This window comes from Pseudomonas sp. Au-Pse12 (assembly GCF_021341665.1).
Classification (GTDB): domain Bacteria; phylum Pseudomonadota; class Gammaproteobacteria; order Pseudomonadales; family Pseudomonadaceae; genus Aquipseudomonas.
In genome coordinates this window covers 492009-515257 of the sequence record NZ_JAJTTH010000006.1, presented here as the reverse complement: position 1 = coordinate 515257, position 23249 = coordinate 492009, and the positions used below count along the sequence as shown (strand labels likewise).

The following is a 23249-nucleotide window of genomic DNA, read 5'->3' as shown; positions in this document are numbered from 1 at the left end:
CCTTGATCAGCGAACGTAGGGGCGGTGCAGGGTGCACTCGGGATTGAGCTCGACCCCGAAGCCTGGCTTGTCCAGCACCGAAGCGCGCATGCGACCGTTGACCGGTACCGGCTCACCGAGCAGTTGCGGGGCGAACATCGGCACGATCTGGTCGGCCTTGGGCGACATGTTGAGGAACTCGGCGAACGGGCTATTGGTGCGGGTGATCACGAAGTGGTAGCTGTACACCGACGAGCCGTGAGGCACGACCAGGGCGTTGTGGGCATCGGCCAGGGCCGAGATCTTGATCAGCTCGGTGATCCCGCCACACCAGCCGACGTCTGGCTGGATGATGTCGCAGCAACCCATTTCCAGCAGCATGCGGAAGCCCCAGCGCGTGGCTTCGTGCTCGCCGGTGGTCACCAGCATGCCGCTCGGTACGTTCTTGCGCAGCGCCGCGTAGCCCCAGTAATCGTCTGGCGGCAGGGCCTCTTCGATCCACTTCAGGCCGAACTCGGCGGCGCCCTTGGCCAGGCGCGTGGCGTAGTTCAGGTCCAGGCTCATCCAGCAGTCGAACATCAGCCAGAAATCGTCGCCGACTTTCTCGCGCATATTGGCCAAGTGTTCGAGGTTTTTGCGCAGGCCTTCCTCGCCTTCGGCGGGGCCGTGTTGCAGGGGCATCTTGCCGCCGATAAAGCCCATTTCCTTGGCCAGATCCGGGCGGGCGCCGGTGCAGTAGAACTGCAACTCATCGCGTACCGCCCCGCCCAGCAGTTGGTGCACGGGCTCCTTGCGGATCTTGCCGAGCAAGTCCCAGAGCGCCAGGTCGACCCCGGAGATGGTGTTGAGGACGACGCCCTTGCGGCCGTAGTAGAGGGTCGCGTGGTACATCTGGTCCCAGATCTTTTCGATGTCGGTGACCTTGGCCCCTTCGAGGAAACGCGCCAGGTGCTTCTCGACGATAAAGGCACCGATCTCACCACCGGTGGTCACCGCAAAACCTACGTTGCCGTCGCTGGCTTCGATCTCCACCACCAGGGTGCCCAGCACATTGATGCCGAAGCTCTGGCGGCTCTGGCGGTACTCGGGATAGCGGCCCATGGGCGTGGAAATGTGGTCGTCGATCCAGTGGCCGGCCGCCTGGTCGTGATAGTCGGCGCCGCCTCCGGTGAGGGTGAAAGCGCGAACGTACTTGATGGTCGGTGTGCTCATGAAGCTCTCCTGCAAGGCAAAGGGGCAAAGTGCGGACGCGTTGAAGACCCGGGCTGAGGCGCTCAGCCGCGGTGTCGGGGAATACGGAGGGGGGCGAATGGACTGCTGGAGTAAGGGCAAGGCAAGTGGACGCTGTTCATCACGCCGGTTCCTTATTGGATTTATCGAGGCGCAAGGGAAGGGCAGCACGACGGCTGCCTCAGTGCATGGGGATGAGTCTACGGAGGCAGATTGATGCGGACTAATTCAAATAAACTTAAGACTGATGCGCTCAGGGTATCGATTGGGGCCTGATCCGCACCGTACTCCATCGTAGGAGCTGGCTTGCCAGCGAACGCGCCCTCAAGGCGGGTACAAGACTCAAGGCCCCTTCGCCGGCAAACGCAGCGTCGCCCGACCACTCCTACAGCTGGGCCGGCTGGGCGAATCAACCCAGGCAGTAGGCTCGCGCGGCATTGCGATGGAAGAATTTCTCCTGGGCGGCAGGCGAGTACTGCGCCATGCAACGCCGCACCAACCCCAGGGTGCTGTCAAAACTCGCCACCAACTCGCTGTTGGGCCAATCACTGCCAAAGAAACACCGGTCCTCGCCAAAGGCCTGCCACAGCAACTCCAGCCGATCCCGATAAAACCCCGGCTCGACAATCACCCCCTGTTCGCCCACCTGAGGAATCTCCGCCAGCTTGGCCAGCACATTGGGCCGTTCTCCCAGTGCCTTCACCCGTCGCTCGAAGTCCTTCTCCTCGCCGGGCAGCACCTGGGCGTTGGGCAGGTGATCGATGATGATCCGCAGCTCCGGCAGGCGGTCACTGAGCTTCAGCAATGCATCCAGCAAACGTCCATCCGGGTTGGCGCTGTCCAGGCTGCGCCCGCTTTTGGCCAAGGCTCGCAGGTTGTCGATGAAACCGGGCTTTTGCTGATCCTCCAACAGGTCCCGATCCCACAGGTTGCCGTAGCGCAAGCCTAGAAACAGCGGCTCCGCGGCCAGCCCTTCCAGCGCCTGGCGAAACCCCGGGTCGGCCGGGTCCAGGTTGCCGACAAACCCCAGCATCCGTGGGTCGCCGCGCAGGGTTTCCAGCAGCCAGCGGTTATCTCCGATCCAGGGGCTGGCCTCCACGGCGATGACCCCGGTGATGGAATGCCTGGCTGCTACCTGCCAGTAATCTTCCGGCAAATGCGGCTTGTAGATGGCGTCCGCCGGAGTTGGCCAGGGAATGCCCTGGGGTCGGTACGGATCGAACAGGTGGATATGACAATCGATGATCGGACCGGCATAGGCGGTCGGGGCGAGGGCGCTCACAGGCAGCTCCATGGTTATTGTCCGGGGCTTTGAAATAACAAAGCCGCTGTGCAAAAGCTAATAGGGGATTGGTCCGTTGCGATACCCTCCGGGTATCAGAACAACAAACAAGGTGCCTTTCATGTCGACGCCGATCACTGCCCGCAGCCTGTTCAACCGCCTGCGCTACAAGCACCTGCTGATGCTGGTGACCCTGGGCAACAGCCAGAACCTGCACCGCGCGGCCGAAGCCTTGAACATGTCGCAGCCGGCCACCACGCGCATGCTCCAGGAAATCGAAGAAGCCTTCGGCTGCACCCTGTTCGAGCGTCAATCCCGAGGCATGCGCGCCACGGTCCTCGGTGAAGAACTGCTGCGTTTCGCCCGCGCCGCCCTCAACGGCCTGGAGCGCTGCGCCGAAGACCTGGCCGACCGCCAGGCCGGTGGCTATGGCTACCTGTCGGTGGGCGCGATCATGGGCGCGGTGCCGGATCTGGTGGTGCAATCCATCGCCGAAATGAAAGCCAGCCACCCCCTGCTGCGCCTGCGGATCATGGGCGACACCAGCGACCAGCTCAGCGAACTGCTGGACCAGCGCCGCATCGACGTCGCCATTGCCCGCCTGTCCCACGCCCAGGACCGCCAGCGCTTCGCCTTCGAACCCCTGGGCAACGAACACCTGGCCGTCGTTGTCCGCGCCGGCCACCCCCTGACCCAGGTTGCCGCCCCCGATTTGGCGGACATGGTCGAAGCCTGGCCGTGGATCCTCCAGCCCGACACCAGCCCCGCCCGCGTGGCCCTGGAAAGTGCCTTCGCCCGCCTCGACGTTGCCTCCCCCAGCGACGTCATCGAATGCACCTCGGTGTTCGCCATGTTGCAACTGGTACAGATCACCGATGCCATCCTGGTCCTCACCGACACCGTGGTCCGCGACCACGTGCACACCGGCTTGCTGACGGCCCTGGACCTGGAGATCGAAGAACAGCTGAGCCCGTTCGGGGTGATGTTGAGAAAGGATGAACCGCAGAGTCGGGAGCTGGAGATTTTCCTGGCGCTGCTGCGGCAGCGGGCGCGAGGTTGAGGCGGAAAATTCTGGTCACCAAGTGGCGGGGTTTGCCTGCGATAACACTTTGAGGGCTGGCAAGACGGGTTACTACCCAAGAACCGGTTAGCGATGCCGATTGGCTGGTATCACCCACTGCCTCTGTTGGGAGCATCCGTGGTTTGTTTTTGATGGCGTTTCGCAAGGTCAAATTACTGAAAACTGCAGTCACTAAGTCATCTTGCATCTGCTCAGTAGCAGCCACTATAGTTCCGCCCGTCGCTGCAAAATCAGCGGCCGGATTTGGCGATCCGTTTTAAGTTAGGCGCAGTCGCGTCATCGACCTCTTGCGCGTGCATTTTTGTACGGGCAGTGGCGATCTATGGCGGCTGTGCGCGGGAGGCCTTCGGGTCTGCCGGGTTTACTAACTTACCGGTTCGCCAACCTGCGTACAGCTGCCACCCTCTCGTTTGGCGACGAGATCGGCAGTCTTCTCCACCAAGTTAGGGATGACATGTCATGTCGAAGTACATACCGCTGCAAACCAATTTTCCTGATTGTCCTGTTCTGCTGATCGATAGTGATGAGCCGGCAGCTCGCGTGCTGGATTGTGCTCACCAGCGGATCAAGGCAGGAACGGATCTTCTGGAAAGTCTCACGTCTGTCACGATCAGGGGCATTGATGATGCTGACCTCTATCGGCTGACCAACGCGGCTTATCTGCTGCTTCGGGAAGGGGTGGATCTGTTGGAGGTGGCGCGGCGAGGGGTTGATTGAATCTCAAGCTGGAAATGCGTTCTTCATTGCCTTTCAGCGAGCCAGATACTGCAGGCTCGCTGTGTAAGGCAGGTGCATCAAGACCCTAAGCAACTGATGGTTTACTATCCAGGCCGCGAACTGGCGCACATTTTTCTCCTGTCTGCTGATAGACAAGAGGCAGGTCGGGAGTAAAGGGGCAGTGGTGATACAGCAACGTGTATTGGTCAGTTGGGTTGGCGCAAATGATCTGAAGGCGGTTTCAGGCGGGGAGACGGGCCCGATTCTGTCCACGTTAAAAGCTGTGCCTGTAGAGAGCGTCCAGTTGCTTTGCTCGTATCCTGAGGAGCGCGTTGAGCCTTATCTGGACTGGCTCCGTGAGCAGGTTGATGTGCCGATCACCGCGCACTACGCAACTTTGTCTTCTCCTGTTCATTTTGGAGAGATCTATCAAGTAGCAAGCGAGTGCTTGAAGCATCTGAGTGTGTCAGGTACGCAACTCTCTATTCTGCTCAGCCCGGGTACACCCGCTATGCAAGCAGTCTGGATTCTTCTGGGCAAGGCTCGCTATGCGGCAACTTTTTACCAGTCTTCCCTGGAGCAGGGTGTTCAGCAGGTCGAGGTGCCGTTCGAAATCTCGGCCGAGTATGTTCCGGCGGCTAATGCGATCAGTACCGATAAGCTGGTCCAGCTCGCTGGGCTCGACACGCCCGTGGATGCTGCCTTCGACAGTATTGTCACGCGCAGCGAGCGCATGCTCGCACTCAAAGAGCAGGCACGGATTCTGGCTCTGAAGCAGGTTCCTGTACTTGTTTACGGTGAAACCGGAACAGGCAAAGAGCTCTTCGCTAGAGCTATTCATAATGCCGGGCCGCGCTCTAAAGAGCCTTTTATTGCGGTTAACTGCGGTGCCCTTGCGCCTGAGCTGATCGACTCCATATTGTTTGGCCACAAAAAAGGTGCATTCACCGGGGCCGTGGCAGATCGAGCGGGTGTTTTTCAGCAAGCCCACGGCGGTACGCTGTTTCTGGATGAGTTTGGCGAGTTGACGCCTGATGTACAGGTACGCCTTCTGCGGGTGCTTCAGGAAGGCACCCTCACTCCAGTGGGGGCGTGCCAGGAGCTTAAGGTTGATGTACGGCTGATCGCTGCCACTCACCGCAACCTGATGCAGGCAGTGGCTGAAGGGCGCTTTCGTGAAGACCTTTTCTACCGTATTGCCGTAGGTGTTTTGCACCTCCCACCGCTCAGAGAGCGTGAGGGCGATCTACTTCTGCTTTGCGAGAGACTATTGGCTGGTATTACTAACCAGGACCCGAGTTTGGGTAATAAGAAAATTTCCGAAGACGCAAAAAAACTTATCCTTCAGCACCCTTGGCGTGGCAATGTCCGTGAGTTGCAGTCCACCTTGCTTCGCGCTGCCCTCTGGTGCCAGGGGGACCTTATAGTCGCTAATGACCTCGAGCAGGCATTGTTCAAACTACCGCAGACGGAGGCCGATTTAATGGCCATGGATGTCTCGCAAGGCATTGATATACAAGAACTAATTTCTTTGGTTGCGAGCCGCTATCTGCGTAAGGCACTGGCGATTACCGGCCATAACAAAACCCGAGCTGCCAGTCTGCTAGGCCTCAAAAGCCAGCAGACGTTGAGCAATTGGATGGATCGATACGGTATCGAGTAAAACTGGCACGGTCCTCGCTATAGGATCGATATGGACAGAATAGCCTTTATGAAATCAGTTAATTTCGAGTTTCTTCGCCCCGGTAACGAGCTGCTGGCCAACCTGGCTGGTCTTGCAGAAGCGGTACTGTATATCGATCCGGGCAGCGCGCTGACACGCTTGCGCAGCTTTGCCGAAGAGTTGACCAAAGCCATCTACAAGGAAGAGCTGCTGCCGCGCCTACCGCAGTCGAGCCTCTACGACTTGGTGAAGAACTCTGTGTTCACCAGTTGCGTGAGCAAGTCGTTGATCTATCAGATCAACTTCCTGCGCATTCAGGGTAACGAAACGGCCCATGGCGGCGAGGGTGATTTGCGTAATGCCAAGCTGGCCTTAAGTACCACCCATGAATTGGCCAAATACATGGCCGTCAAATACTACGGCGTTGCCCAGGCGGCATTGCCAACCTTGGTTGAAGTCAAGGACCCGACCGTTGCACTCAGCCAACTCCAGCAATCCGTTTCCAACTATGAGAAGGAGCTGCAAAAGCAGCAGGAAGAGCTTCAGCGTGTCATGGATAAGCTGGAGCAAGAGCGCACCCGTAATTTCGATAAACTCGAGCCGCCGGCCAAGCCTGATCAAGACAAGCGGCAACAGCAGAGCCAGAAGGTTGCTGACAGCCTGCAATGGAATGAGGCCAAGACCCGTGCACAGCTGATTGACGCCATGCTGGTGCAGGCCGGTTGGGAGGTCAGTAACCCTGCTCAGGTCGGTCAAGAGGTGGAAGTCGACTTTCCCGGCAACACCTCCGGTAAGGGGCGCGCGGATTATGTGTTGTGGGGTGACAACGGCCAGCCCCTGGCGGTGATTGAAGCCAAGAGATCGGGTAATACCAGCCTGCAGGCTGGGCGTGAGCAAGCGCGCATGTACGCCGATGGCTTTGAGCGCATGGGCATGCAGCGACCGGTGATCTTCTACAGCAACGGCTACGAAACCTTTATTTGGGACGACCAGCAGTACAACACCTATCGACCGGTGTATGGCCTCTACAGCAAAGACAGCCTTGAGTACCTGATTTATCAGCGGCAGTACCGCATCGCCGAGGTTGAAAAACACAACCCCGAGCTGAGTATCGCCGACCGCCCTTACCAGATCGAAGCGATCAAGACCGTTGCTTCACATTTTCAGCAGCAACGCCGCAAGGCCCTGATCATCCAGGCCACTGGCACCGGCAAGACCCGTGTGGCCATTGCTTTGGCTGAATTGCTGCTGCGCACCGGCTGGGCCAAGCGTGTGCTGTTTCTATGCGACCGCAAGGAGCTGCGCGTGCAGGCCGATGAAGCCTTCAAGCAGAACCTGCCCAGCGAGCCACGTTGCGTGATCGGCGAAACCAACCAGGTGGATCAGACCGCCCGTATCTTCATCTCCACCTACCCGGGGATGATGAACCGCTTTGCTCAGCTTGACGTGGGCTTCTTCGATCTGATCATCGCGGATGAAAGTCACCGCAGCATCTACAACAAATACCGCGATCTGTTCGACTACTTCGATGCTCTGCAGGTTGGCCTCACCGCGACCCCGGTAAAGTTCATCAGCCGCAACACTTTCGATATTTTCGACTGTGAAACCACGGACCCGACCTTTGAATTTGGTCTGGATGCTGCCATCAACAACGAACCGCCTTACCTGGTGCCGTTTCGCGTTCGCGATCTCACCACCGATTTTTTGCGTGACGGTATTCACTACAACGATCTGAGCGATCAGCAGAAGCGCCAGCTTGAGGAGGATCTTGGCGAGGAAGAGGCCAAGCGCACCACCATTGCCGGCAGAGACATTGGTCGAAGAATTTTCAGTGAAGACACTGACCGCATCATTCTGGAGAACTTGATCAATAACGGCATCAAGGATGAAACCGGGTCGCTGGTTGGTAAAACCATTGTATTTGCCCAGCGCCAAGACCATGCCGAGCATTTGGAAAGGCTTTTCTGCAAGCTCTATCCGCAATATGGCACCAAGGTCTGCAAAGTTATCCACAACGCCACTTCGCACGTTGAAACCTTGATCAAGGAGTTCAAAAGGCCGGATAACGACTTCCGTATTGCGATCTCGGTGGACATGTTGGACACCGGTATTGACGTGCCGGAAGTGGTCAACCTGGTGTTCGCCAAACCGGTCAAGTCCTGGGTCAAGTTCTGGCAGATGATAGGCCGGGGTACCCGGCTGCGGCCTAACCTGTTCGGCCCAGGCAAGCATAAAAGCGAGTTCCTGATCTTCGATCACTACGGCAACTTCGACTACTTCGAGCAGGAGTATCAGGAGCCGGAAGACACGGGCAACAAGTCTCTTCTGCAAACCACCTTCGAAGCACGTCTGGAGCTGGCTCGGGTCGCACTGCATCACAATCATGCTCCAGCGTTTGACGCGGCCATTGCGTTGCTGGGGGCAGATATCAATGACCTGCCGGATACCAGTGTGGCGGTCAAGCGCGAGCTGCGCCTTGTCCACCAGTTGCAGCAAACCAATCTGCTGCGGCAGTTCGATGGCAGAGCTCAGCATCTTTTGAGCAACACCATCGCCCCGCTGATGTCGGCCCGGGTGCTGCGAGACAAACACGCTACAGCCCTGGACAAGTTGATGGCGGGCATCCAGCGCTGCATGGTCGAACAGGCCAGTTGTTTCGAGGACGGCAAAATTGCCCTGCTGGCCGAACTGGACAAGCTCGCGGTCAACATTCAAGCCGTGCGCCAAAAGGACGCTTTGATCGCCGAAGTGCGTAGTGCTGATTTCTGGCAACAGCCGACCATCGACAAGTTGGAAAACGCCCGCCAGGAACTGCGGGGCATCATGAAGTACCGGCAAACAAGTACTGGCCCAGGCTATGGTGTTGATACCACTAGGGTCAAAGACGGTAACGTGCTGCATGATGGGCGAGCGGTGTGTATTGCAGGCGCCAGTGAAGCCTTGATTTACCGCCGTCGTCTTAAAGACATTCTTGGCGCCATGCTCGTTGCCAACCCAACCTTGCAGAAAATCCACCAGGGTGAGCCCATTGCCGAGTTTGAGTTGAAAACGCTCACTTCGACTATTCTCACCAGCCACCCCGGCGTCAGCCTGGAGGTGCTTAACGAGTTTTATGGCCGCACGGCGGATCAGTTGCACCTCACCGTGCGCGAGATCATTGGCCTTGATCCATACGCCATCGAGGAGCATTTCAAGAGCTTCCTCCATGCTCACCCAGGCCTTACTGCTCAGCAGGTGCGCTTTATGAACCTGCTGAAAAACTACATCGCCCAGCACGGCAGCATCGTGGTGGAAAAACTCTACGAGCCGCCGTTCGACAGCATCTCCCACGAAGGTATCGACGGCGTGTTTACGCCGGCAGATGTCACCGATTTGGTGACTGTGCTTAAACCTTTCCTGAAAAACACCGGCCAATCAGGCACCCCCGCCTGACTGCCGAATAACTTATTAGACCGAGACCACTGAATGCTTACCGGCAAAATCCGCACCGATATCGACAAGCTCTGGGAAAAGTTCTGGACCGGCGGTATCACCAACCCACTGACGGTAATTGAGCAGATCAGCTACCTGATGTTCGCTCGCATGCTCGATATGCAGGAGGAAGTGGCGGAGCGCAAAGCCAACCGCACGGGCAAAGACTTTGAGCGCCTATTTCCCAATACCCCGGAAGGTCAGCTGCTGCGTTGGAAGAAATTCCGCAATATGAGCGGCAAAGAGCTGCACAAGCACCTTAAGCAGAAGGTCTATCCCTTTTTCGCTCAGTTGGGCAGCGCCGAGGGTGAAGGCGGTGAGCGTGAAGGCCTTGGCCATATCAGCGAATACATGCAAGACGCTGACTTGGAGATCAAGAACGAGTCAGTGCTCACCTCCGCTGTGGAGATGGTCAATGACCTGCCGCTGACCCAGAGCGACGTGAAGGGCGATATCTACGAATATCTGTTGAGTAAGCTGACCACCGCCGGCATCAACGGCCAGTTCCGCACTCCGCGCCATATCATCGATGCGATGATCGAGCTGATCGCCCCGCAACCGACAGAAGTGATCTGCGATCCCTCCTGTGGCACTGCCGGCTTTCTCGCCCGCACCATGGAATACCTCAACCGTGTGCATTCCAGCGAGGCGGGTATCTTCACCGACGAAGACGGCAACCAGCACTTCACTGGAGATCTACTCGAACCCTACCGCCAGCACATAAACACCCAGATGTTTTGGGGCTTTGACTTCGACACCACCATGCTGCGCGTCTCCAGCATGAACATGATGTTGCACGGGGTGAGTGGCGCGAACATCCGCTATCAGGACTCCCTGAGCAAATCCATCAAGGAAAACTTTCCACGTCAGGAGCAGAACTTCTTCGACGTGGTGCTGGCCAACCCGCCGTTTAAGGGTTCGCTGGATGAAACCAACACCAACCCCGACGTGCTCGGGCTGGTGAAAACCAAGAAGACTGAACTGTTATTCGTCGCCCATATCCTCCGTTCGCTCAAGCTCGGTGGTCGTGCTGCGGTAGTGGTCCCGGACGGTGTGTTGTTCGGCTCTAGCAAGGCCCACCAACAACTGCGTCAGGAACTGCTCGACAACAACCAGCTCGAAGGCATCGTTAGCCTCCCCAGCGGCGTGTTCAAACCCTATGCCGGGGTCAGCACAGCTATCCTGATTTTCACCAAAGGTGGCAGCACTGAGCGCGTATGGTTCTACGACCTACAGGCCGACGGCTACTCGCTGGATGACAAACGCTCCGAGCTGAAAGGCGAGGGTGGCAACGATCTGCCCGACGCCATCGCCCAGTGGCACAAATATCGGCAGATGGTTGATAGTAATATCAGCACCAACACAATCAACACGTTGTTTGGTGACAAATTCAAAAAAACCTTTGTTGTCACCGCTGAAAACATTGTGGCTAACAAATACGACCTTTCCATTAACCGCTACAGGGAAGTGGAGTACCAGCAGGAAGCGTACGAAGACCCGAAGGTGATTCTGCAACGGTTAAAGGGGTTAGAGCAGGAAATACTGACGGATCTGGATGAGCTGGAGAGGATGCTGTGAGTCGAGTATTTCCAGCACATTGGAATGTGTTGCAGTTCAGTGATGCTATAAAAGATGCTACATCCGAATACTCGAAGCTGCAGAAATCTGAGTACTTGGAACATGGAAGTTTCCCTATTGTTGATCAAGGGCAGCAGCAGTTTGGTGGATATACAAATAACAAGTCAGTGATTTCGGTTGGCAGTTGCCCTGCTATTGTATTTGGTGACCATACTCGGATTTTTAAATTTGTAGATGAGCCTTTTTGCTTAGGTGCCGATGGTGCAAAAGTTCTTGAGCCGAAGGTTGAGTTGGATAAGAAGTTCTTATTCTACTATTTGTCGTCATTGAATATAGAATCTGCTGGTTATAGCCGGCATTTCAAATTTCTTAAGAAGAATATGATTCCTGTTCCGTCGTTGTCCGAACAAAAGCGCATCGCGGCTATCCTCGACAAGGCTGATGCAATCTGCCGCAAACGCCAGCAGGCCATCCAACTCGCCGACGATTTCCTCCGTGCTGTGTTTCTGGATATGTTCGGCGAGCTCGTTACATCTTCTGGCTATAGGAACGCTCATAAATACAAACTGCAGGAGTTGGCTGATTACATTGACTACAGAGGGAAAACTCCAGAAAAGTCGGAGCATGGGGTTCCTTTGATAACGGCGAAGAATGTAAAGAAAGGGTTCGTCGATGACGAGCCTAGGGAGTACATTCCTGAAGAAAACTATGATGCATGGATGACGAGAGGTTTTCCCAAAAAAAATGACATTCTTTTCACCACTGAAGCGCCGCTCGGAAACGTTGCTCTACTTGGTGAATATAAGAAAGTCTCAATTGGCCAGCGCTTGATCGCGCTACGATCTAAGGGGAAGGTGACACATGAATATCTCATGTTCTTGTTGCTACATCCTTTCGTCCAAAATTTAATTTATGCTCGCTCTTCTGGAAGTACGGTAAAAGGCATTCGTACAAAAGAGCTTTATGCTATTGAACTTCCAGTGCCAGATATGCAAAAGCAAGAAGAATTTTCAGCTATCTATTGGAAAAATATATCGCTCAAAACCAATCAAGAGTCAGCGCGTCAACTGGAAATCTTGAAATTCTCTTCGCTAGTTCAAAAAGCGTTTTCTGGAATGCTGTAGAGATGGCGGTTCCAATGCGAATGGAACTCGTCAGGTTTATATGTTTTTGTGGTTGCCGCGCTATCAGTGTTACTCCGATTGATGAGGCCATTGCTGGCCTCTTTAGTTTCAATAGCTATAGCAAATCAATCATATCTAATGCTTAAGTTGTTTGAAGTGGTTTGGTATGTAGTGGGGTGAGGGTTTTGTTGCGTGGTTTTTAATGGAGCGTCCAGTATTTACTTGGCATTAGTGTGAGAGCTTTGATGGTCTCTCAATTCGTACATCAACTAGGGAAGAAAATGATGAATGATCGCAATAAAATATTTGAAGACGCCATGAAGCAAGATAGCCCAATCGGGGCTGACTTCATCGGAACAATTTTTAAACGAGTCAATAGCGTTTTGAGCTACCAGCCGGCTGTCGGTGTCTTTGGCAAGACCGGGGCCGGTAAGTCCAGCTTGTGCAATGCGGTATTCGGCAAAGACGTTTGCGAGATCAGCGATATCGCGGGCTGCACCCGGAAGCCACAAGAAGTGATTCTGGAACTCGGGGGCAAGGGAATCAAACTGCTCGACGTCCCCGGTGTTGGTGAAAGTAATGAGCGCGACAAGGAATATGCCGAGCTCTATCGCTCTCTACTGCCAGAGCTTGATCTGGTGCTGTGGGTGATTAAGGGAGACGACAGGGCCTTTTCGTCCGATGAGACGTTCTACAAAAACCTTGTAAAACCCTATGTGGATAATGGCCGGCCATTTGTCGTGGCCCTTAACCAGGTGGACAAGATTGAGCCGTTTCGCGAATGGGACATGTCGGTCAATCAGCCCGGCGCTAAACAGGCTTCTAATATTGAGCAAAAGCGTAAAAATGTGGCCGATATTTTCGGCTTGCCGCTGTCATGCGTGATTCCCGTCTCGGCCAATGAGCGCTATGGATTGGTTCAATTGGTCGACCGAATTATTGAGCTTCTTCCCAATGACAAAAAGGCCATTGTTTTGGACGCGGTGAAGGCGGATAACCGCTCAGAACATTCGAAAACCGAAGCTAAGAACGGCTTCCTTGACGAAATTGTCAAGATCGTGACCGAGGTGGTTCCGTTAGCACCGGCTGTTAAGGCTGTGGTGAAGGCGATCTCGAACGTGATTAGCAAGATTTTCAGTTGGTGGTAAAGCGTGGGTATCACTAAGTATCGCTTTCACCGAGGTGACATCGGTGAGCTGTCTGAGCGCTACCCTGCCTTTGAGCAACTCAAAGGCTCGGCAGGCGTTGGTTGGTATCAGTGGATCGAACAGGCGACAGGTTTGGGGTCCTTTGAAAAAATGGTGCTGTTTATCGGTAAGTCGGGTTATGGAAAGTCCACCACCCTTAACTCATTGATCGGTAAGCCCATCCTTGAAACCAGTGATGTGACGGCTTGTACCCGTGAGTGCCAAAGCCTGGATTTTCATATCGAAGATAACTACTGGTTGTCGCTTGGTGATCTGCCCGGAATTGGTGAAAACCTTCAGCGAGATAAAGAGTACTTAAAGCTCTATGCCGACTTCTTTGATTACGCCTCTGTAATTGTCCACGTACTTAGGGCGGACACCCGAGACTACACAGTGGATGAGCAGGCGACAAATCAGTTGATCAATACCTCGCGCCTTAAGAAAAAGGTGATCTACGCGTTAGGCCAATGCGACAAGATAGAGCCAACTACGCGCAGTCTTTGCCACGAGCCAACAGCCGACCAACTTATCAATATCGATCTGAAATTGAGGGAGGTGGGCAAGGTGTTCGCTGCTCATAACCCCGTCGTACCTTATTCGGCCGAGACGAGATGGAACATGTCGGCGCTGACCAATGAGATTGTCCGCGTTGCACTCAGTGAATAGTGTTGGAGTCGCTGGGGCTGGCAAGACGAGATAGCCCGCAAGGCCACCTCAGCCCAGATCAATGAGGCGAGGCTGCCTCGCTGGTAAGACCCCAGCAGGCTGGAACAGACACTTGAAACAAAAAAGCCCCAGGCCTTTCGACCTGGGGCTTTTTCGCTAAAGATGGCGCACTCGGCGGGATTCGAACCCACGACCCCTGCCTTCGGAGGGCAGTACTCTATCCAGCTGAGCTACGAGTGCAGTGCGGGCGACATCATACCTATGTCGACTCGGGGCGTCCACGCCGGTTTTCATCCCTGGCTGGTTGTCCGTCGCAACCCACGGAAACTCGGGCCGTAGCGGCAGTTTTTCCCGCTGAATCGTCCTCGCGCGTCCGCGCAACCTGCTGCCAGGTCCGTGCAATCACGGGGCACAGGGAGGTGCAGGGGATGAACTGTTCGATGCAAGCAGGTCTGTCGGCGAGCCCGCCGGACCAACTGTTTGAGGCCAGCTGGAAGGCGGTGCTGCCCGGGTTGCAGCGTCGCGCCCGGCAGTTGGCGCGGGGCAACGCCGATGGTGCCCAGGAGTGGCTGGCGGCCACGGCAATCAAGGCGCTGCTGTTCTTTCGCCGTTCGCCGGAGCGGATTCGCGACCCCCAGGGTTTTCTGTTCCTGGTGCTGGACCATGTGTTTGTCGACAGCTGTCGGCGGCGGGCGCGGGAGCAGCGGTTGTTCGTGGATTTCGCCGATTTCGAAGAGGACCCGCTGCAGCAACTGGAAGCCCCGCAGATGTCGGTGCTGGAGCAGGTCGAGCTGCTGGAAACCCTGACCTTGCTCAGTCGACGGGTGGCGCAGTTGCCATTGAAGAAGCGCCGCCTGTTTGAACTAAAGTTTGTCGACGACCTGCCCTACCCGAACATTGCCGCCGAGTTGGGGATGAACCAGCCCTTGGCGCGCAAGTATGTGCAGCTGTTGCGGGCGCAATTGCGTTGAAGTGCCTGGAAGTTTCACAACCGGCCCGCGTGGGCGTTCCTGTTCAGTGAGCCTGTTTTCGATGCTGTAGCCGGTGCCGCCGCCCTCTGCGGTGGGCCATTCCATCTAAGGAGAGATGTATGCCCGATCCAATGGTCAATTCGCAGATCACCGACGCCGTCACCCAGACCAACGTCAAGGTGGTGGCCGAGGCGCCGGCCCAGGCCATCGCCTCGCTGTACCAGGTGGCCAGCCACTCGGCGGGCCTGTCGTTGCAGAACGCGGTCAACAGCCAGCAGGCGCTGAACCAGATCTCCAACGCGGTGGTGTCCAAGGCCGTGGCGCTGATCATGGCGATCGGCGAGTAGGGCTGACAGCCTGGGAGAGTCGTCATGGCGTGGTTCAAGAAGAAAACCCCACCCGCAGCCGCGGCCGATGAAACCGCGAGCGCGGCTGCCGGCCCCAGCATGGGGGCAGAAGCGGGCGCGCCTCCGGTCAGCGAGGCGGCCTCGACGGGCACCGCAGCGGCGGCCGACCCTGCGCCTTCAGCACCGTCCGCCGCTGCGGCGCAACCTTCGGTGATGGAGACGATGAACGCGCAGTTGCTGAAGCAGGCCGGCACCCCCAGCACCGACAGCACCGATGCGCTCAACAGCCAGATCGTCCAGGCGGTGCAGTTCACCAATGCCCAGACCTTCAGCTATGCCCCGGCGCAGATCGCGATAGCCCCCGACATGATGATCAGCCAGGCCGCCGGCCTGGTGGCGCAGTCGGCGGCGGGGTATTTCGACGGGGTCAGCAAGTTGGCCCTGGCGGCCCAGGCGGTGTTGCTCAAGCAGATGACCGAGAACATCGTCAAAGAGAACGTCAAGGGCGCCGCCGAGGATGCCCTGGGCGTGTTGGCCACCGACCTGATGGTGGGCGCCGCAGCCGCCGTAGCGGCTGCGGCGGGTGCCATGGAAGCGGATGCGGCGGGCATGGCCATCGACAAGATCGACGCCAGCATCGCCAAGTACAGCGCCACCCTGGCCAATCGATCCTCGTCCTCCTGAATGCACCCCTCGGGCGCGCAAGGCGCCTGGGGGCCGTCGTGCAAGGGGCGCCGGCGCTCGCCGGCCGCTCTGTTCACCCCTGGCGTTGAAGTTCGACGGACCCGGTGCCCAGCCCTTCAACGCCATTCATCAATAAAGGAGCAAGCAATGGCGAATGAAGAGCAAACCCCGATGGCGACGATACTTCTCTTTGCCGAGAAGTACCTGAACCGCCCGTTGACCCAGGTCGAGCGCCAGGTACTGGAGGCGTTTGCCCAGGACAAGCCGCTGGACATGTCCAGGTCTGCGCAACAGAGCGTTGATCAGGCGCGGCAGCGGGCCACCGAGCTGATACAGGCCGACGAGCAGCGCACGCGCAAGATCATCGAGCAGTTGTCGGGGGCCGGCGTCGGCAAGGCTGACCCTCAGGCGCGCGAGCTGGTGCTGCGTCAGCTGCTGGCGGCGGCCGAGAGCCAGGCCGCTGCTTCCACTCCACCCCCGACGGGCGCATCGGAGCCGACAGCGGCGCCGAGTTCGGACAAGGCCATGGCTACGGCACCCGCTCCGGCCCGGGCCCCTGCCGACGATGCGGCCCTCAAGGCGATGATCAGCGCCCTGGTGCAGCAGGAGGTGAAAGCCGCCGTCGAGGCGCGCATGGCCGAGTTGTCGCAGAAAGTCGAGGACACCCTCAAGCAGGTGCTCGCCGGTGTAGGGCAATAAGCCCCCCCTGAAATAAGCTGGCGGTCCCGGGCCCCAGGGTTCACAGCAAAACGGCTGCCACGTTCACTCAAAGACACGGAATGCTCCGTGTGCCTAACAAAGGAAGTTGAGCCATGCCACTTGTAAACGAACAAATCACCGATGCCGTCACCCAGACCAACGTCAAAGTCGTCGCTGAAGCGCCGGCCATGGCGATGGGCACCATCTACCAATCCATGGCCCAGGCCACCGCGATCCTGTTCCAGAACTCGGTGTCGGCGCAGCAGCAGCAAAACACCCTGGCCCAGGCCGCGACCAACCAGGGCGTGATGCAGATCTACAGCGTCGACACCACCGCCGGCGCCGCGGCCACCGAGAAGGTTGCCCAGGGCGGCGTATCCGACAACCTCACCAGCCTGCTGACGGTGCTCAAGTCCTTCCAGGGCTGAGTGGTTGAACGTCTGATTTCCCGTTGAACTTTCCTGCTGAAAAAATGGAGTTTTTATGAGCACAGTCAGTCCGCAAATCACCGATGCCGTCACTCAGACCAACGTCAAGGTGGTCGCCGAGGCGCCGGCCATGGCGATGGGCACCGTCTACCAGTCCATGGGCCAGTCCGTGGCCATCCTGTTCCAGAACTCGGTGTCGGCGCAGCAGCAGCAAAACACCCTGGCCCAGGCCGCGACCAACCAGGGCGTGATGCAGATCTACAGCGTCGATACCACCGCCGGTGCGTCGGCCACCGAGAAAGTCGCCCAGGGCGGTGTGGCCGACAACCTCACCAGCCTGCTGACGGTGCTCAAGTCGTTCAGCAGCTGACCCTTCTCCAGGCGTCACGCCAACGCCCCCGCGGCCTGCAGGCCACGGGGGCGTTGTCTTTTGCCCGGCGGCATGGGAGGTTGAAGCGGATTTTTTACCGCTAGGCGCCTTTACGTTCTTTTTTTCGAACAGCCTATTGTCCTTTACCCCCGTTGACCCTAGGATTCGTTTGAGATTTCAAACGCTCTTGCCTGGGTGCGCAAACGCACGTCTATTCTTGTGTGCGACTTTTTCGTGCGTTTACCCAGTGAACGATTTTCCTGACGGCAGCCTGGCCACGGGCTGGTGACAGCGCCCCCGGCGCTCTCCTCCTGACCTGGCGCCTTTCTACAATCACAATTCGCCCCGCGTATGCGCGGTGCTGTTAAGGAAGCCGACATGCAGCTCAAAGACGCCCAGTTGTTCCGCCAACAAGCCTTCATCGATGGGGCTTGGGTCGACGCGGACAACGGCCAGACGATCAAGGTCAACAACCCCGCTACCGGTGAAATCCTCGGTACCGTGCCAAAGATGGGCGCCGCCGAAACCCGCCGCGCCATCGAAGCCGCCGACAAGGCCCTGCCGGCCTGGCGTGCCCTGACCGCCAAGGAGCGCGCGACCAAGCTGCGCCGCTGGTATGAACTGCTGATCGAAAACCAGGACGACCTGGGTCGCCTGATGACCCTGGAACAGGGCAAGCCGCTGGCCGAAGCCAAGGGCGAAATCGCCTACGCCGCCTCCTTCATCGAATGGTTCGCCGAAGAAGCCAAGCGCATCTACGGCGACGTGATCCCCGGCCACCAGCCAGACAAGCGCCTGATCGTGATCAAGCAGCCGATCGGTGTGACCGCGGCCATCACCCCGTGGAACTTCCCGGCGGCGATGATCACCCGTAAAGCCGGCCCGGCCCTGGCCGCCGGTTGCACCATGGTCATCAAGCCAGCCTCGCAAACCCCATTCTCGGCCCTGGCCCTGGTGGAACTGGCGCACCGCGCCGGGATCCCGAAAGGCGTGCTGAGCGTGGTGACCGGCAGCGCCGGCGACATTGGCGGCGAGCTGACCAGCAACCCGATCGTGCGCAAGCTGTCGTTCACCGGCTCCACCGAAATCGGTCGCCAGCTGATGGCCGAATGCGCCAAGGACATCAAGAAAGTCTCCCTGGAGCTGGGCGGCAACGCGCCGTTCATCGTGTTCGACGACGCCGACCTGGATAAGGCCGTCGAAGGCGCGATCATCTCCAAGTACCGCAACAACGGTCAGACCTGCGTCTGCGCCAACCGCCTGTACATCCAGGATTCGGTGTACGACGCCTTCGCCGAGAAGCTGAAAGTGGCCGTGGCCAAGCTGAAGATCGGCAACGGTCTGGAAGAAGGCACCACCACTGGCCCGCTGATCGACGAGAAGGCCGTGGCCAAGGTCCAGGAGCACATCAACGATGCCCTGAGCAAAGGCGCGACCCTGCTGGCGGGCGGCAAGTCGATGGAAGGCAACTTCTTCGAACCGACCATCCTGACCAACGTGCCGAAAAATGCCGCGGTGGCCAAGGAAGAGACCTTCGGTCCATTGGCGCCGCTGTTCCGCTTCAAAGACGAAGCCGAAGTCATCGCCATGTCCAACGACACCGAGTTCGGCCTGGCCTCGTACTTCTATGCCCGCGACCTGGGTCGCGTGTTCCGTGTGGCCGAGGCCTTGGAATACGGCATGGTCGGCGTCAACACCGGCCTGATCTCCAACGAAGTGGCGCCGTTCGGCGGCATCAAGGCCTCGGGCCTGGGCCGTGAGGGCTCCAAGTACGGGATCGAGGATTACCTGGAAATCAAATACCTCTGCCTGGGTATCTGATCCGGTTTCAAGCGCCGGGGGGCACGAGAGCGCTGTCCCCCGGCGCCGCTTAAAAAAACGCACTTTTCAAGGTGGCCCGGGAAGGTTCCGACAGTCGATCAACGCATGCTGTCGCAGCCTCATCCCCGCCCCGCAACCCTTGAATCACACCGCTGTTGCAGCGGTGAATGAGGATTTTATGAGCAAGACCAACGCATCCCTGATGAAACGCCGTGAAGCCGCTGTACCGCGCGGTGTTGGCCAGATTCACCCGATCTTCGCCGACAGCGCGAAGAACGCCACCGTCACCGACGTTGAGGGCCGCGAGTTCATCGACTTCGCCGGCGGTATCGCGGTACTGAACACCGGTCACGTGCACCCGAAAGTCATCGCTGCGGTGACCGAGCAACTAAACAAGCTGACCCACACCTGCTTCCAGGTGCTGGCTTACGAGCCCTATGTGGAACTGTGCGAGAAGATCAACGCCAAGGTTCCAGGTGACTTCGCCAAGAAAACCCTGCTGGTGACCACCGGTTCCGAAGCCGTGGAAAACGCCGTGAAGATCGCCCGTGCCGCCACTGGCCGCGCCGGCGTGATCGCCTTCACCGGCGCCTACCACGGCCGCACCATGATGACCCTGGGCCTGACCGGCAAGGTCGTGCCTTACTCGGCCGGCATGGGCCTGATGCCAGGCGGCATCTTCCGCGCGCTGTACCCGAACGAACTGCATGGCGTGAGTATCGACGACTCCATCGCCAGCATCGAGCGTATCTTCAAGAACGACGCCGAGCCCCGTGACATCGCCGCGATCATCATCGAGCCGGTGCAGGGCGAAGGCGGTTTCTACGTCGCGCCTAAAGAGTTCATGAAGCGCCTGCGTGCCCTGTGCGACCAGCACGGCATCCTGCTGATCGCTGACGAAGTGCAGACTGGCGCTGGCCGTACCGGCACCTTCTTCGCCATGGAGCAGATGGGCGTTGCCGCCGACCTGACCACCTTCGCCAAATCCATCGCTGGCGGCTTCCCGCTGGCCGGTGTCTGCGGCAAGGCCGAATACATGGACGCCATCGCTCCTGGCGGACTGGGCGGCACCTACGCCGGTAGCCCGATCGCCTGTGCCGCCGCTCTGGCGGTGATGGAAGTGTTCGAAGAAGAGCACCTGCTGGATCGCTGCAAGGCAGTGGGCGAGCGCCTGGTGACCGGCCTCAAGGCCATCCAGGCCAAGTACCCGGTGATCGGTGAAGTGCGTGCCCTGGGCGCGATGATCGCGGTGGAACTGTTCGAAAACGGCGACAGCCACAAGCCGAACGCCGCTGCCGTGGCCCAGGTCGTGGCCAAGGCCCGTGACAAAGGGCTGATCCTGCTGTCCTGCGGCACCTACGGCAACGTCCTGCGGGTGCTGGTGCCGCTGACCTCGCCAGACGAGCAGCTGGATAAAGGCCTGGCCATCATGGAAGAGTGCTTCGCTGAGCTCTGAGTGGCGGTTGTTGTGACCTGATCGACAAAAAAACCCGCTTCGGCGGGTTTTTTTCATCCCCAGGCGGTCCATAGGGGATTTGCGCTGTATGGAAGCCCGCGCATTGACTAAGGTGCAAAGGATTGTCTAGGGAGCGTGCTGCATGACCGCTGTTGATCTACCCGCTGTACCTCGCGTGCTGATTGCCGAAGCTGACCCCTGGTCCCGCGATTTGCTCAAGCAAGTGCTGCTCAACGTGCGCTGTGACGCGCGCCTGGACCTGTGTGGCGACGGTCAGGAGGCCATGGACCTGCTGAGCGCCAAGCCCTATGACCTGATCATTGTCGACTGGGAGCTGCCGGGCATCGATGGCCTTTCGGTGTTGCGTGCAGTGCGCCAGCGCAAGCGCAACCCGCTGCAGCCGTTCATTCTGCTCAGCGCTCGCAACGACAGTGCCAGCGTGCGCGAAGCGTTGCCCCTGGCCCCCACCGCCTACCTGACCAAACCCTTGAACATGGAAGGCCTGACCCAGCGCCTGCAGGGGCTGCTGCTGGACGCCGGCCAGGAAGTCTCCTGCGAGGTGCCGGCCCTGGCCCCGGGCATGAGCCTGTGGAGCTTTCTCGAACGCCGGCGCGAGATCGCCGACGGCGCGCCGTTGCTGACCGACGTGCAGTTGGCGGTCAAGCGCAGCCTCAACCCTGAAGGTCTGGACCTCAAGCTGTTGGAGGAGGAGCTGCGCACGGACCCGCAGGTCACCGCGGTGCTGATCGCGGCCGCCAACAGCGCCGCGCAGCACCACGGCGACGGCGTGCAGACCCTGTCCCAGGCCCTGCACCGGCTGGGCACCGGGCAGAGCATGAACCTGATTCTCGGTCTGACCCTCAAGCGCAGCGCGCGCCTGAGCGATCCGGCGCTGGCCGACTATGCCGAGCGCTATTGGGAGCTGTCCCTGCATACCGCGGAGTACGGCCGCACCCTGGCGCGCCTGCTGGACCTGGACCAGGAGCGTTGCTACTGCGCCGGGCTGTTGCATCGCCTGGGCGATCTGGCGTTGCTGCGCTGCCTGCAGGAGTGGAAACAGGCAGGGGGCGAACTCGACGACCAGGAAGAGATCGGCGATGCCCTGGAGCGTTTTGGCGCGGCCTACGGTTCGGCCCTGCGCACCCGCTGGCGCATGCCCCTGGAACTGCGGGAGTTGATTGCCTCGAGCTACCAGTTGGGTGGTGGGGTGTATTCTCGCGAGGCGCTGGTGATGAACCTGGCGACGCAGCTGGCGCGGTTGACCGAGCATGAGGGCATCGAAGAGCTGGCGCGCAGCAAGACCGCGCGGCTGCTGAAAATCGGCCTGCCGGAGCTGACCCGACTGCGCAAAGGCTGAGCCCGCCGCAGGAGCCCGCTTGCCGGCGAGCCTTCAAGCCTTGGGGCCGCCTTCGCTGGCAAGCCAGCTCCCACAAGCGGGGCCCGCGGGTTTATCCGCTGACGATGCGGTTCTTGCCCTGGCGCTTGGCTTCATACATGGCGCTGTCGGCGCGGGCGAACAGGCTGTCCAGGCTCTGGTCTTCCGCCAACCGGCCCGTCAGGCCCTGGCTGACGGTGATATTGAAGATCTGGCCCTGGTGGCTGAAGCTCTGGCGCTGGATTTCCCGTTGCAGGCGTTCGGCCACCTGGCGTGCCATGTCCGCGTTGCAGCCGGGAAATACCGCGGCAAACTCCTCGCCACCAATACGCCCGAACAGGTCGCCACGGCGCAGTGCGGCGCGCCCGCTTTCGGCGATGCGCTGCAGGACGATGTCACCTTCGGGGTGGCCGTAGGTGTCGTTGATCACTTTGAAGTCATCGATATCCAGCAGCAGGAAGGCCAGGGGCGAGCCTTGCAGGCGCGCTTGCTCGAACTCGCGGTTGGCGCATTCGAAGAAGTGCCGGCGGTTGCTGCTCTGGGTCAGCGCATCGGTGGTGGCCAGGCGCTGCAGCTCGGCTTCCAGCTGCTTCTTTTCGGTGATGTCTTCGGCGATGCCGACCACGATCAGCCGTTGCCCGGGCTCGGCATTGCGGTTGATGAAGCACTTGTCGCTGAGCCAGCGTACCTGGCCCTGAGCGTCGATGATGCGGTATTCGCGATCCTCCACCGCGCCCTTTTCCAGGACCTGGGCCAGGCTGCGCTCGGCGTATTCCAGGTCGTCGGGGTAGATGCTGTCGCGCCACTGGTTGCAGTCCGCCAGCAGCAGGCCTGCGGGGCGACCGAAGATCCGTTCATAGGCCGGGCTGACGTACAGCACCTGGCGGCTGTCCCAGTCGTAGGCCCAAAGCACGGCGTTGACGCTGACCAGCAATGAGCTGAACAGCTGCTCGCGTTCGGTCAAGCGAGCGACTTCACCCTGGGCATGCATCAGGGCCATCAGGGTTTGTGCGGCCTCGGGCCACTGGGGAAGCGAAGATGGAGTATGTGGGTTCTTGTTGACCATCGGCACAGATCTCAAAAGGCGTGCCGCGCGCCGTTGGGCAGCGGCCACATCCAA

General features: G+C 58.8%; 20 protein-coding genes and 1 tRNA gene. 17 read left to right on the top strand and 4 right to left on the bottom strand.

All coding sequences use genetic code 11. From position 1 onward, the window contains the following. Nucleotides 1–6: 6 nt before the first annotated feature. Both rhmD and LXM55_RS19960 read right to left on the bottom strand, forming a co-directional pair. A complete protein-coding gene (rhmD, locus tag LXM55_RS19965; protein ID WP_233321960.1) occupies nt 7–1191 on the bottom strand; it encodes an L-rhamnonate dehydratase in 1185 nt (394 codons plus the stop codon). A gap of 427 nt (nt 1192–1618) precedes the next feature. After that, a complete protein-coding gene (locus LXM55_RS19960) occupies nt 1619–2491 on the bottom strand; it encodes an amidohydrolase family protein (RefSeq protein WP_233321959.1) in 873 nt (290 codons plus the stop codon). 121 nt (nt 2492–2612) lie between these two features. Here LXM55_RS19960 and LXM55_RS19955 point away from each other — a divergent pair, with 121 nt between their 5' ends. The 8 genes from LXM55_RS19955 to LXM55_RS19920 all read left to right on the top strand — a co-directional run bounded on the left by LXM55_RS19955 (nt 2613) and on the right by LXM55_RS19920 (nt 13978). After that, nucleotides 2613–3551, top strand: coding sequence for a LysR family transcriptional regulator (locus LXM55_RS19955; protein ID WP_233321958.1), 939 nt, complete (start codon nt 2613–2615; stop codon nt 3549–3551). A 480-nt stretch (nt 3552–4031) separates the two neighbouring features. Then, nucleotides 4032–4289, top strand: a complete 258-nt coding sequence (locus tag LXM55_RS19950; RefSeq protein ID WP_233321957.1) for a hypothetical protein — start codon at nt 4032–4034, stop codon at nt 4287–4289. Nucleotides 4290–4473: 184 nt separating this feature from the next. Then, complete coding sequence (locus LXM55_RS19945; RefSeq protein WP_233321956.1) at nt 4474–5952, top strand: sigma-54 interaction domain-containing protein; 1479 nt, start codon at nt 4474–4476, stop codon at nt 5950–5952. 48 nt (nt 5953–6000) lie between these two features. Beyond that, complete coding sequence (locus LXM55_RS19940; RefSeq protein ID WP_233321955.1) at nt 6001–9384, top strand: type I restriction endonuclease subunit R; 3384 nt, start codon at nt 6001–6003, stop codon at nt 9382–9384. Nucleotides 9385–9417: 33 nt separating this feature from the next. Next, the gene (locus LXM55_RS19935; protein ID WP_233321954.1) at nt 9418–11001 is read left to right on the top strand and encodes a type I restriction-modification system subunit M; all 1584 of its coding nucleotides are present in this window, start codon (nt 9418–9420) and stop codon (nt 10999–11001) included. Further along, nucleotides 10998–12125 carry a restriction endonuclease subunit S gene (locus LXM55_RS19930; protein WP_233321953.1) on the top strand — a complete coding sequence of 376 codons (1128 nt, stop codon included), beginning with the start codon at nt 10998–11000 and terminating at the stop codon, nt 12123–12125. The genes LXM55_RS19935 and LXM55_RS19930 overlap by 4 nt, the downstream gene beginning before the upstream one ends. A gap of 284 nt (nt 12126–12409) precedes the next feature. Then, nucleotides 12410–13273 carry a GTPase family protein gene (locus LXM55_RS19925; RefSeq protein WP_233321952.1) on the top strand — a complete coding sequence of 288 codons (864 nt, stop codon included), beginning with the start codon at nt 12410–12412 and terminating at the stop codon, nt 13271–13273. 3 nt (nt 13274–13276) lie between these two features. Next, the gene (locus LXM55_RS19920; protein WP_233321951.1) at nt 13277–13978 is read left to right on the top strand and encodes a GTPase family protein; all 702 of its coding nucleotides are present in this window, start codon (nt 13277–13279) and stop codon (nt 13976–13978) included. A gap of 163 nt (nt 13979–14141) precedes the next feature. Here the strand turns inward: LXM55_RS19920 and LXM55_RS19915 are convergent. After that, nucleotides 14142–14218, bottom strand: a tRNA-Arg gene (locus LXM55_RS19915). Nucleotides 14219–14418: 200 nt separating this feature from the next. Here LXM55_RS19915 and LXM55_RS19910 point away from each other — a divergent pair. The 9 genes from LXM55_RS19910 to LXM55_RS19870 all read left to right on the top strand — a co-directional run bounded on the left by LXM55_RS19910 (nt 14419) and on the right by LXM55_RS19870 (nt 22111). Then, a complete protein-coding gene (locus tag LXM55_RS19910; RefSeq protein WP_233321950.1) occupies nt 14419–14949 on the top strand; it encodes an RNA polymerase sigma factor in 531 nt (176 codons plus the stop codon). 119 nt (nt 14950–15068) lie between these two features. Next, nucleotides 15069–15296 carry a RebB family R body protein gene (locus LXM55_RS19905; protein WP_011058560.1) on the top strand — a complete coding sequence of 76 codons (228 nt, stop codon included), beginning with the start codon at nt 15069–15071 and terminating at the stop codon, nt 15294–15296. A gap of 24 nt (nt 15297–15320) precedes the next feature. Next, on the top strand, nt 15321–15980 hold the full coding sequence (locus tag LXM55_RS19900) for a hypothetical protein (protein ID WP_233321949.1): 660 nt from the start codon (nt 15321–15323) through the stop codon (nt 15978–15980). Nucleotides 15981–16127: 147 nt separating this feature from the next. After that, nucleotides 16128–16679, top strand: a complete 552-nt coding sequence (locus tag LXM55_RS19895) for a hypothetical protein (protein WP_233321948.1) — start codon at nt 16128–16130, stop codon at nt 16677–16679. A 113-nt stretch (nt 16680–16792) separates the two neighbouring features. Next, nucleotides 16793–17107 carry a RebB family R body protein gene (locus LXM55_RS19890; RefSeq protein WP_025128569.1) on the top strand — a complete coding sequence of 105 codons (315 nt, stop codon included), beginning with the start codon at nt 16793–16795 and terminating at the stop codon, nt 17105–17107. A gap of 55 nt (nt 17108–17162) precedes the next feature. After that, nucleotides 17163–17477: a RebB family R body protein gene (locus LXM55_RS19885; protein ID WP_092318458.1), complete on the top strand. Its 315-nt coding sequence runs from the start codon at nt 17163–17165 to the stop codon at nt 17475–17477. A gap of 378 nt (nt 17478–17855) precedes the next feature. Continuing rightward, nucleotides 17856–19298 carry an NADP-dependent succinate-semialdehyde dehydrogenase gene (gene gabD, locus LXM55_RS19880; RefSeq protein WP_233321947.1) on the top strand — a complete coding sequence of 481 codons (1443 nt, stop codon included), beginning with the start codon at nt 17856–17858 and terminating at the stop codon, nt 19296–19298. Between the two features lie 178 nt (nt 19299–19476). Next, entirely contained in the window at nt 19477–20754 is a 1278-nt protein-coding gene (gene gabT, locus LXM55_RS19875; protein WP_047283408.1) for a 4-aminobutyrate--2-oxoglutarate transaminase, read from the top strand. Nucleotides 20755–20896: 142 nt separating this feature from the next. After that, entirely contained in the window at nt 20897–22111 is a 1215-nt protein-coding gene (locus LXM55_RS19870; RefSeq protein ID WP_233321946.1) for an HDOD domain-containing protein, read from the top strand. A 91-nt stretch (nt 22112–22202) separates the two neighbouring features. Here LXM55_RS19870 and LXM55_RS19865 read toward each other — a convergent pair whose 3' ends face one another. Next, the gene (locus LXM55_RS19865) at nt 22203–23195 is read right to left on the bottom strand and encodes a GGDEF domain-containing protein (protein WP_233321945.1); all 993 of its coding nucleotides are present in this window, start codon (nt 23193–23195) and stop codon (nt 22203–22205) included. Nucleotides 23196–23249 lie beyond the last annotated feature (54 nt).

What these genes read in the sequence shown, in the direction of transcription:
- rhmD (WP_233321960.1), bottom strand. Translation starts at nt 1,191, where the DNA reads ATGAGCACACCGACCATCAAGTACGTTCGCGCTTTCACCCTCACCGGA.
- LXM55_RS19955 (WP_233321958.1), top strand. Translation starts at nt 2,613, where the DNA reads ATGTCGACGCCGATCACTGCCCGCAGCCTGTTCAACCGCCTGCGCTAC.
- LXM55_RS19950 (WP_233321957.1), top strand. Translation starts at nt 4,032, where the DNA reads ATGTCGAAGTACATACCGCTGCAAACCAATTTTCCTGATTGTCCTGTT.
- LXM55_RS19940 (WP_233321955.1), top strand. Translation starts at nt 6,001, where the DNA reads ATGAAATCAGTTAATTTCGAGTTTCTTCGCCCCGGTAACGAGCTGCTG.
- LXM55_RS19935 (WP_233321954.1), top strand. Translation starts at nt 9,418, where the DNA reads ATGCTTACCGGCAAAATCCGCACCGATATCGACAAGCTCTGGGAAAAG.
- LXM55_RS19925 (WP_233321952.1), top strand. Translation starts at nt 12,410, where the DNA reads ATGAATGATCGCAATAAAATATTTGAAGACGCCATGAAGCAAGATAGC.
- LXM55_RS19910 (WP_233321950.1), top strand. Translation starts at nt 14,419, where the DNA reads ATGCAAGCAGGTCTGTCGGCGAGCCCGCCGGACCAACTGTTTGAGGCC.
- LXM55_RS19905 (WP_011058560.1), top strand. Translation starts at nt 15,069, where the DNA reads ATGCCCGATCCAATGGTCAATTCGCAGATCACCGACGCCGTCACCCAG.
- LXM55_RS19900 (WP_233321949.1), top strand. Translation starts at nt 15,321, where the DNA reads ATGGCGTGGTTCAAGAAGAAAACCCCACCCGCAGCCGCGGCCGATGAA.
- LXM55_RS19895 (WP_233321948.1), top strand. Translation starts at nt 16,128, where the DNA reads ATGGCGAATGAAGAGCAAACCCCGATGGCGACGATACTTCTCTTTGCC.
- LXM55_RS19890 (WP_025128569.1), top strand. Translation starts at nt 16,793, where the DNA reads ATGCCACTTGTAAACGAACAAATCACCGATGCCGTCACCCAGACCAAC.
- LXM55_RS19885 (WP_092318458.1), top strand. Translation starts at nt 17,163, where the DNA reads ATGAGCACAGTCAGTCCGCAAATCACCGATGCCGTCACTCAGACCAAC.
- gabD (WP_233321947.1), top strand. Translation starts at nt 17,856, where the DNA reads ATGCAGCTCAAAGACGCCCAGTTGTTCCGCCAACAAGCCTTCATCGAT.
- gabT (WP_047283408.1), top strand. Translation starts at nt 19,477, where the DNA reads ATGAGCAAGACCAACGCATCCCTGATGAAACGCCGTGAAGCCGCTGTA.
- LXM55_RS19870 (WP_233321946.1), top strand. Translation starts at nt 20,897, where the DNA reads ATGACCGCTGTTGATCTACCCGCTGTACCTCGCGTGCTGATTGCCGAA.
- LXM55_RS19865 (WP_233321945.1), bottom strand. Translation starts at nt 23,195, where the DNA reads ATGGTCAACAAGAACCCACATACTCCATCTTCGCTTCCCCAGTGGCCC.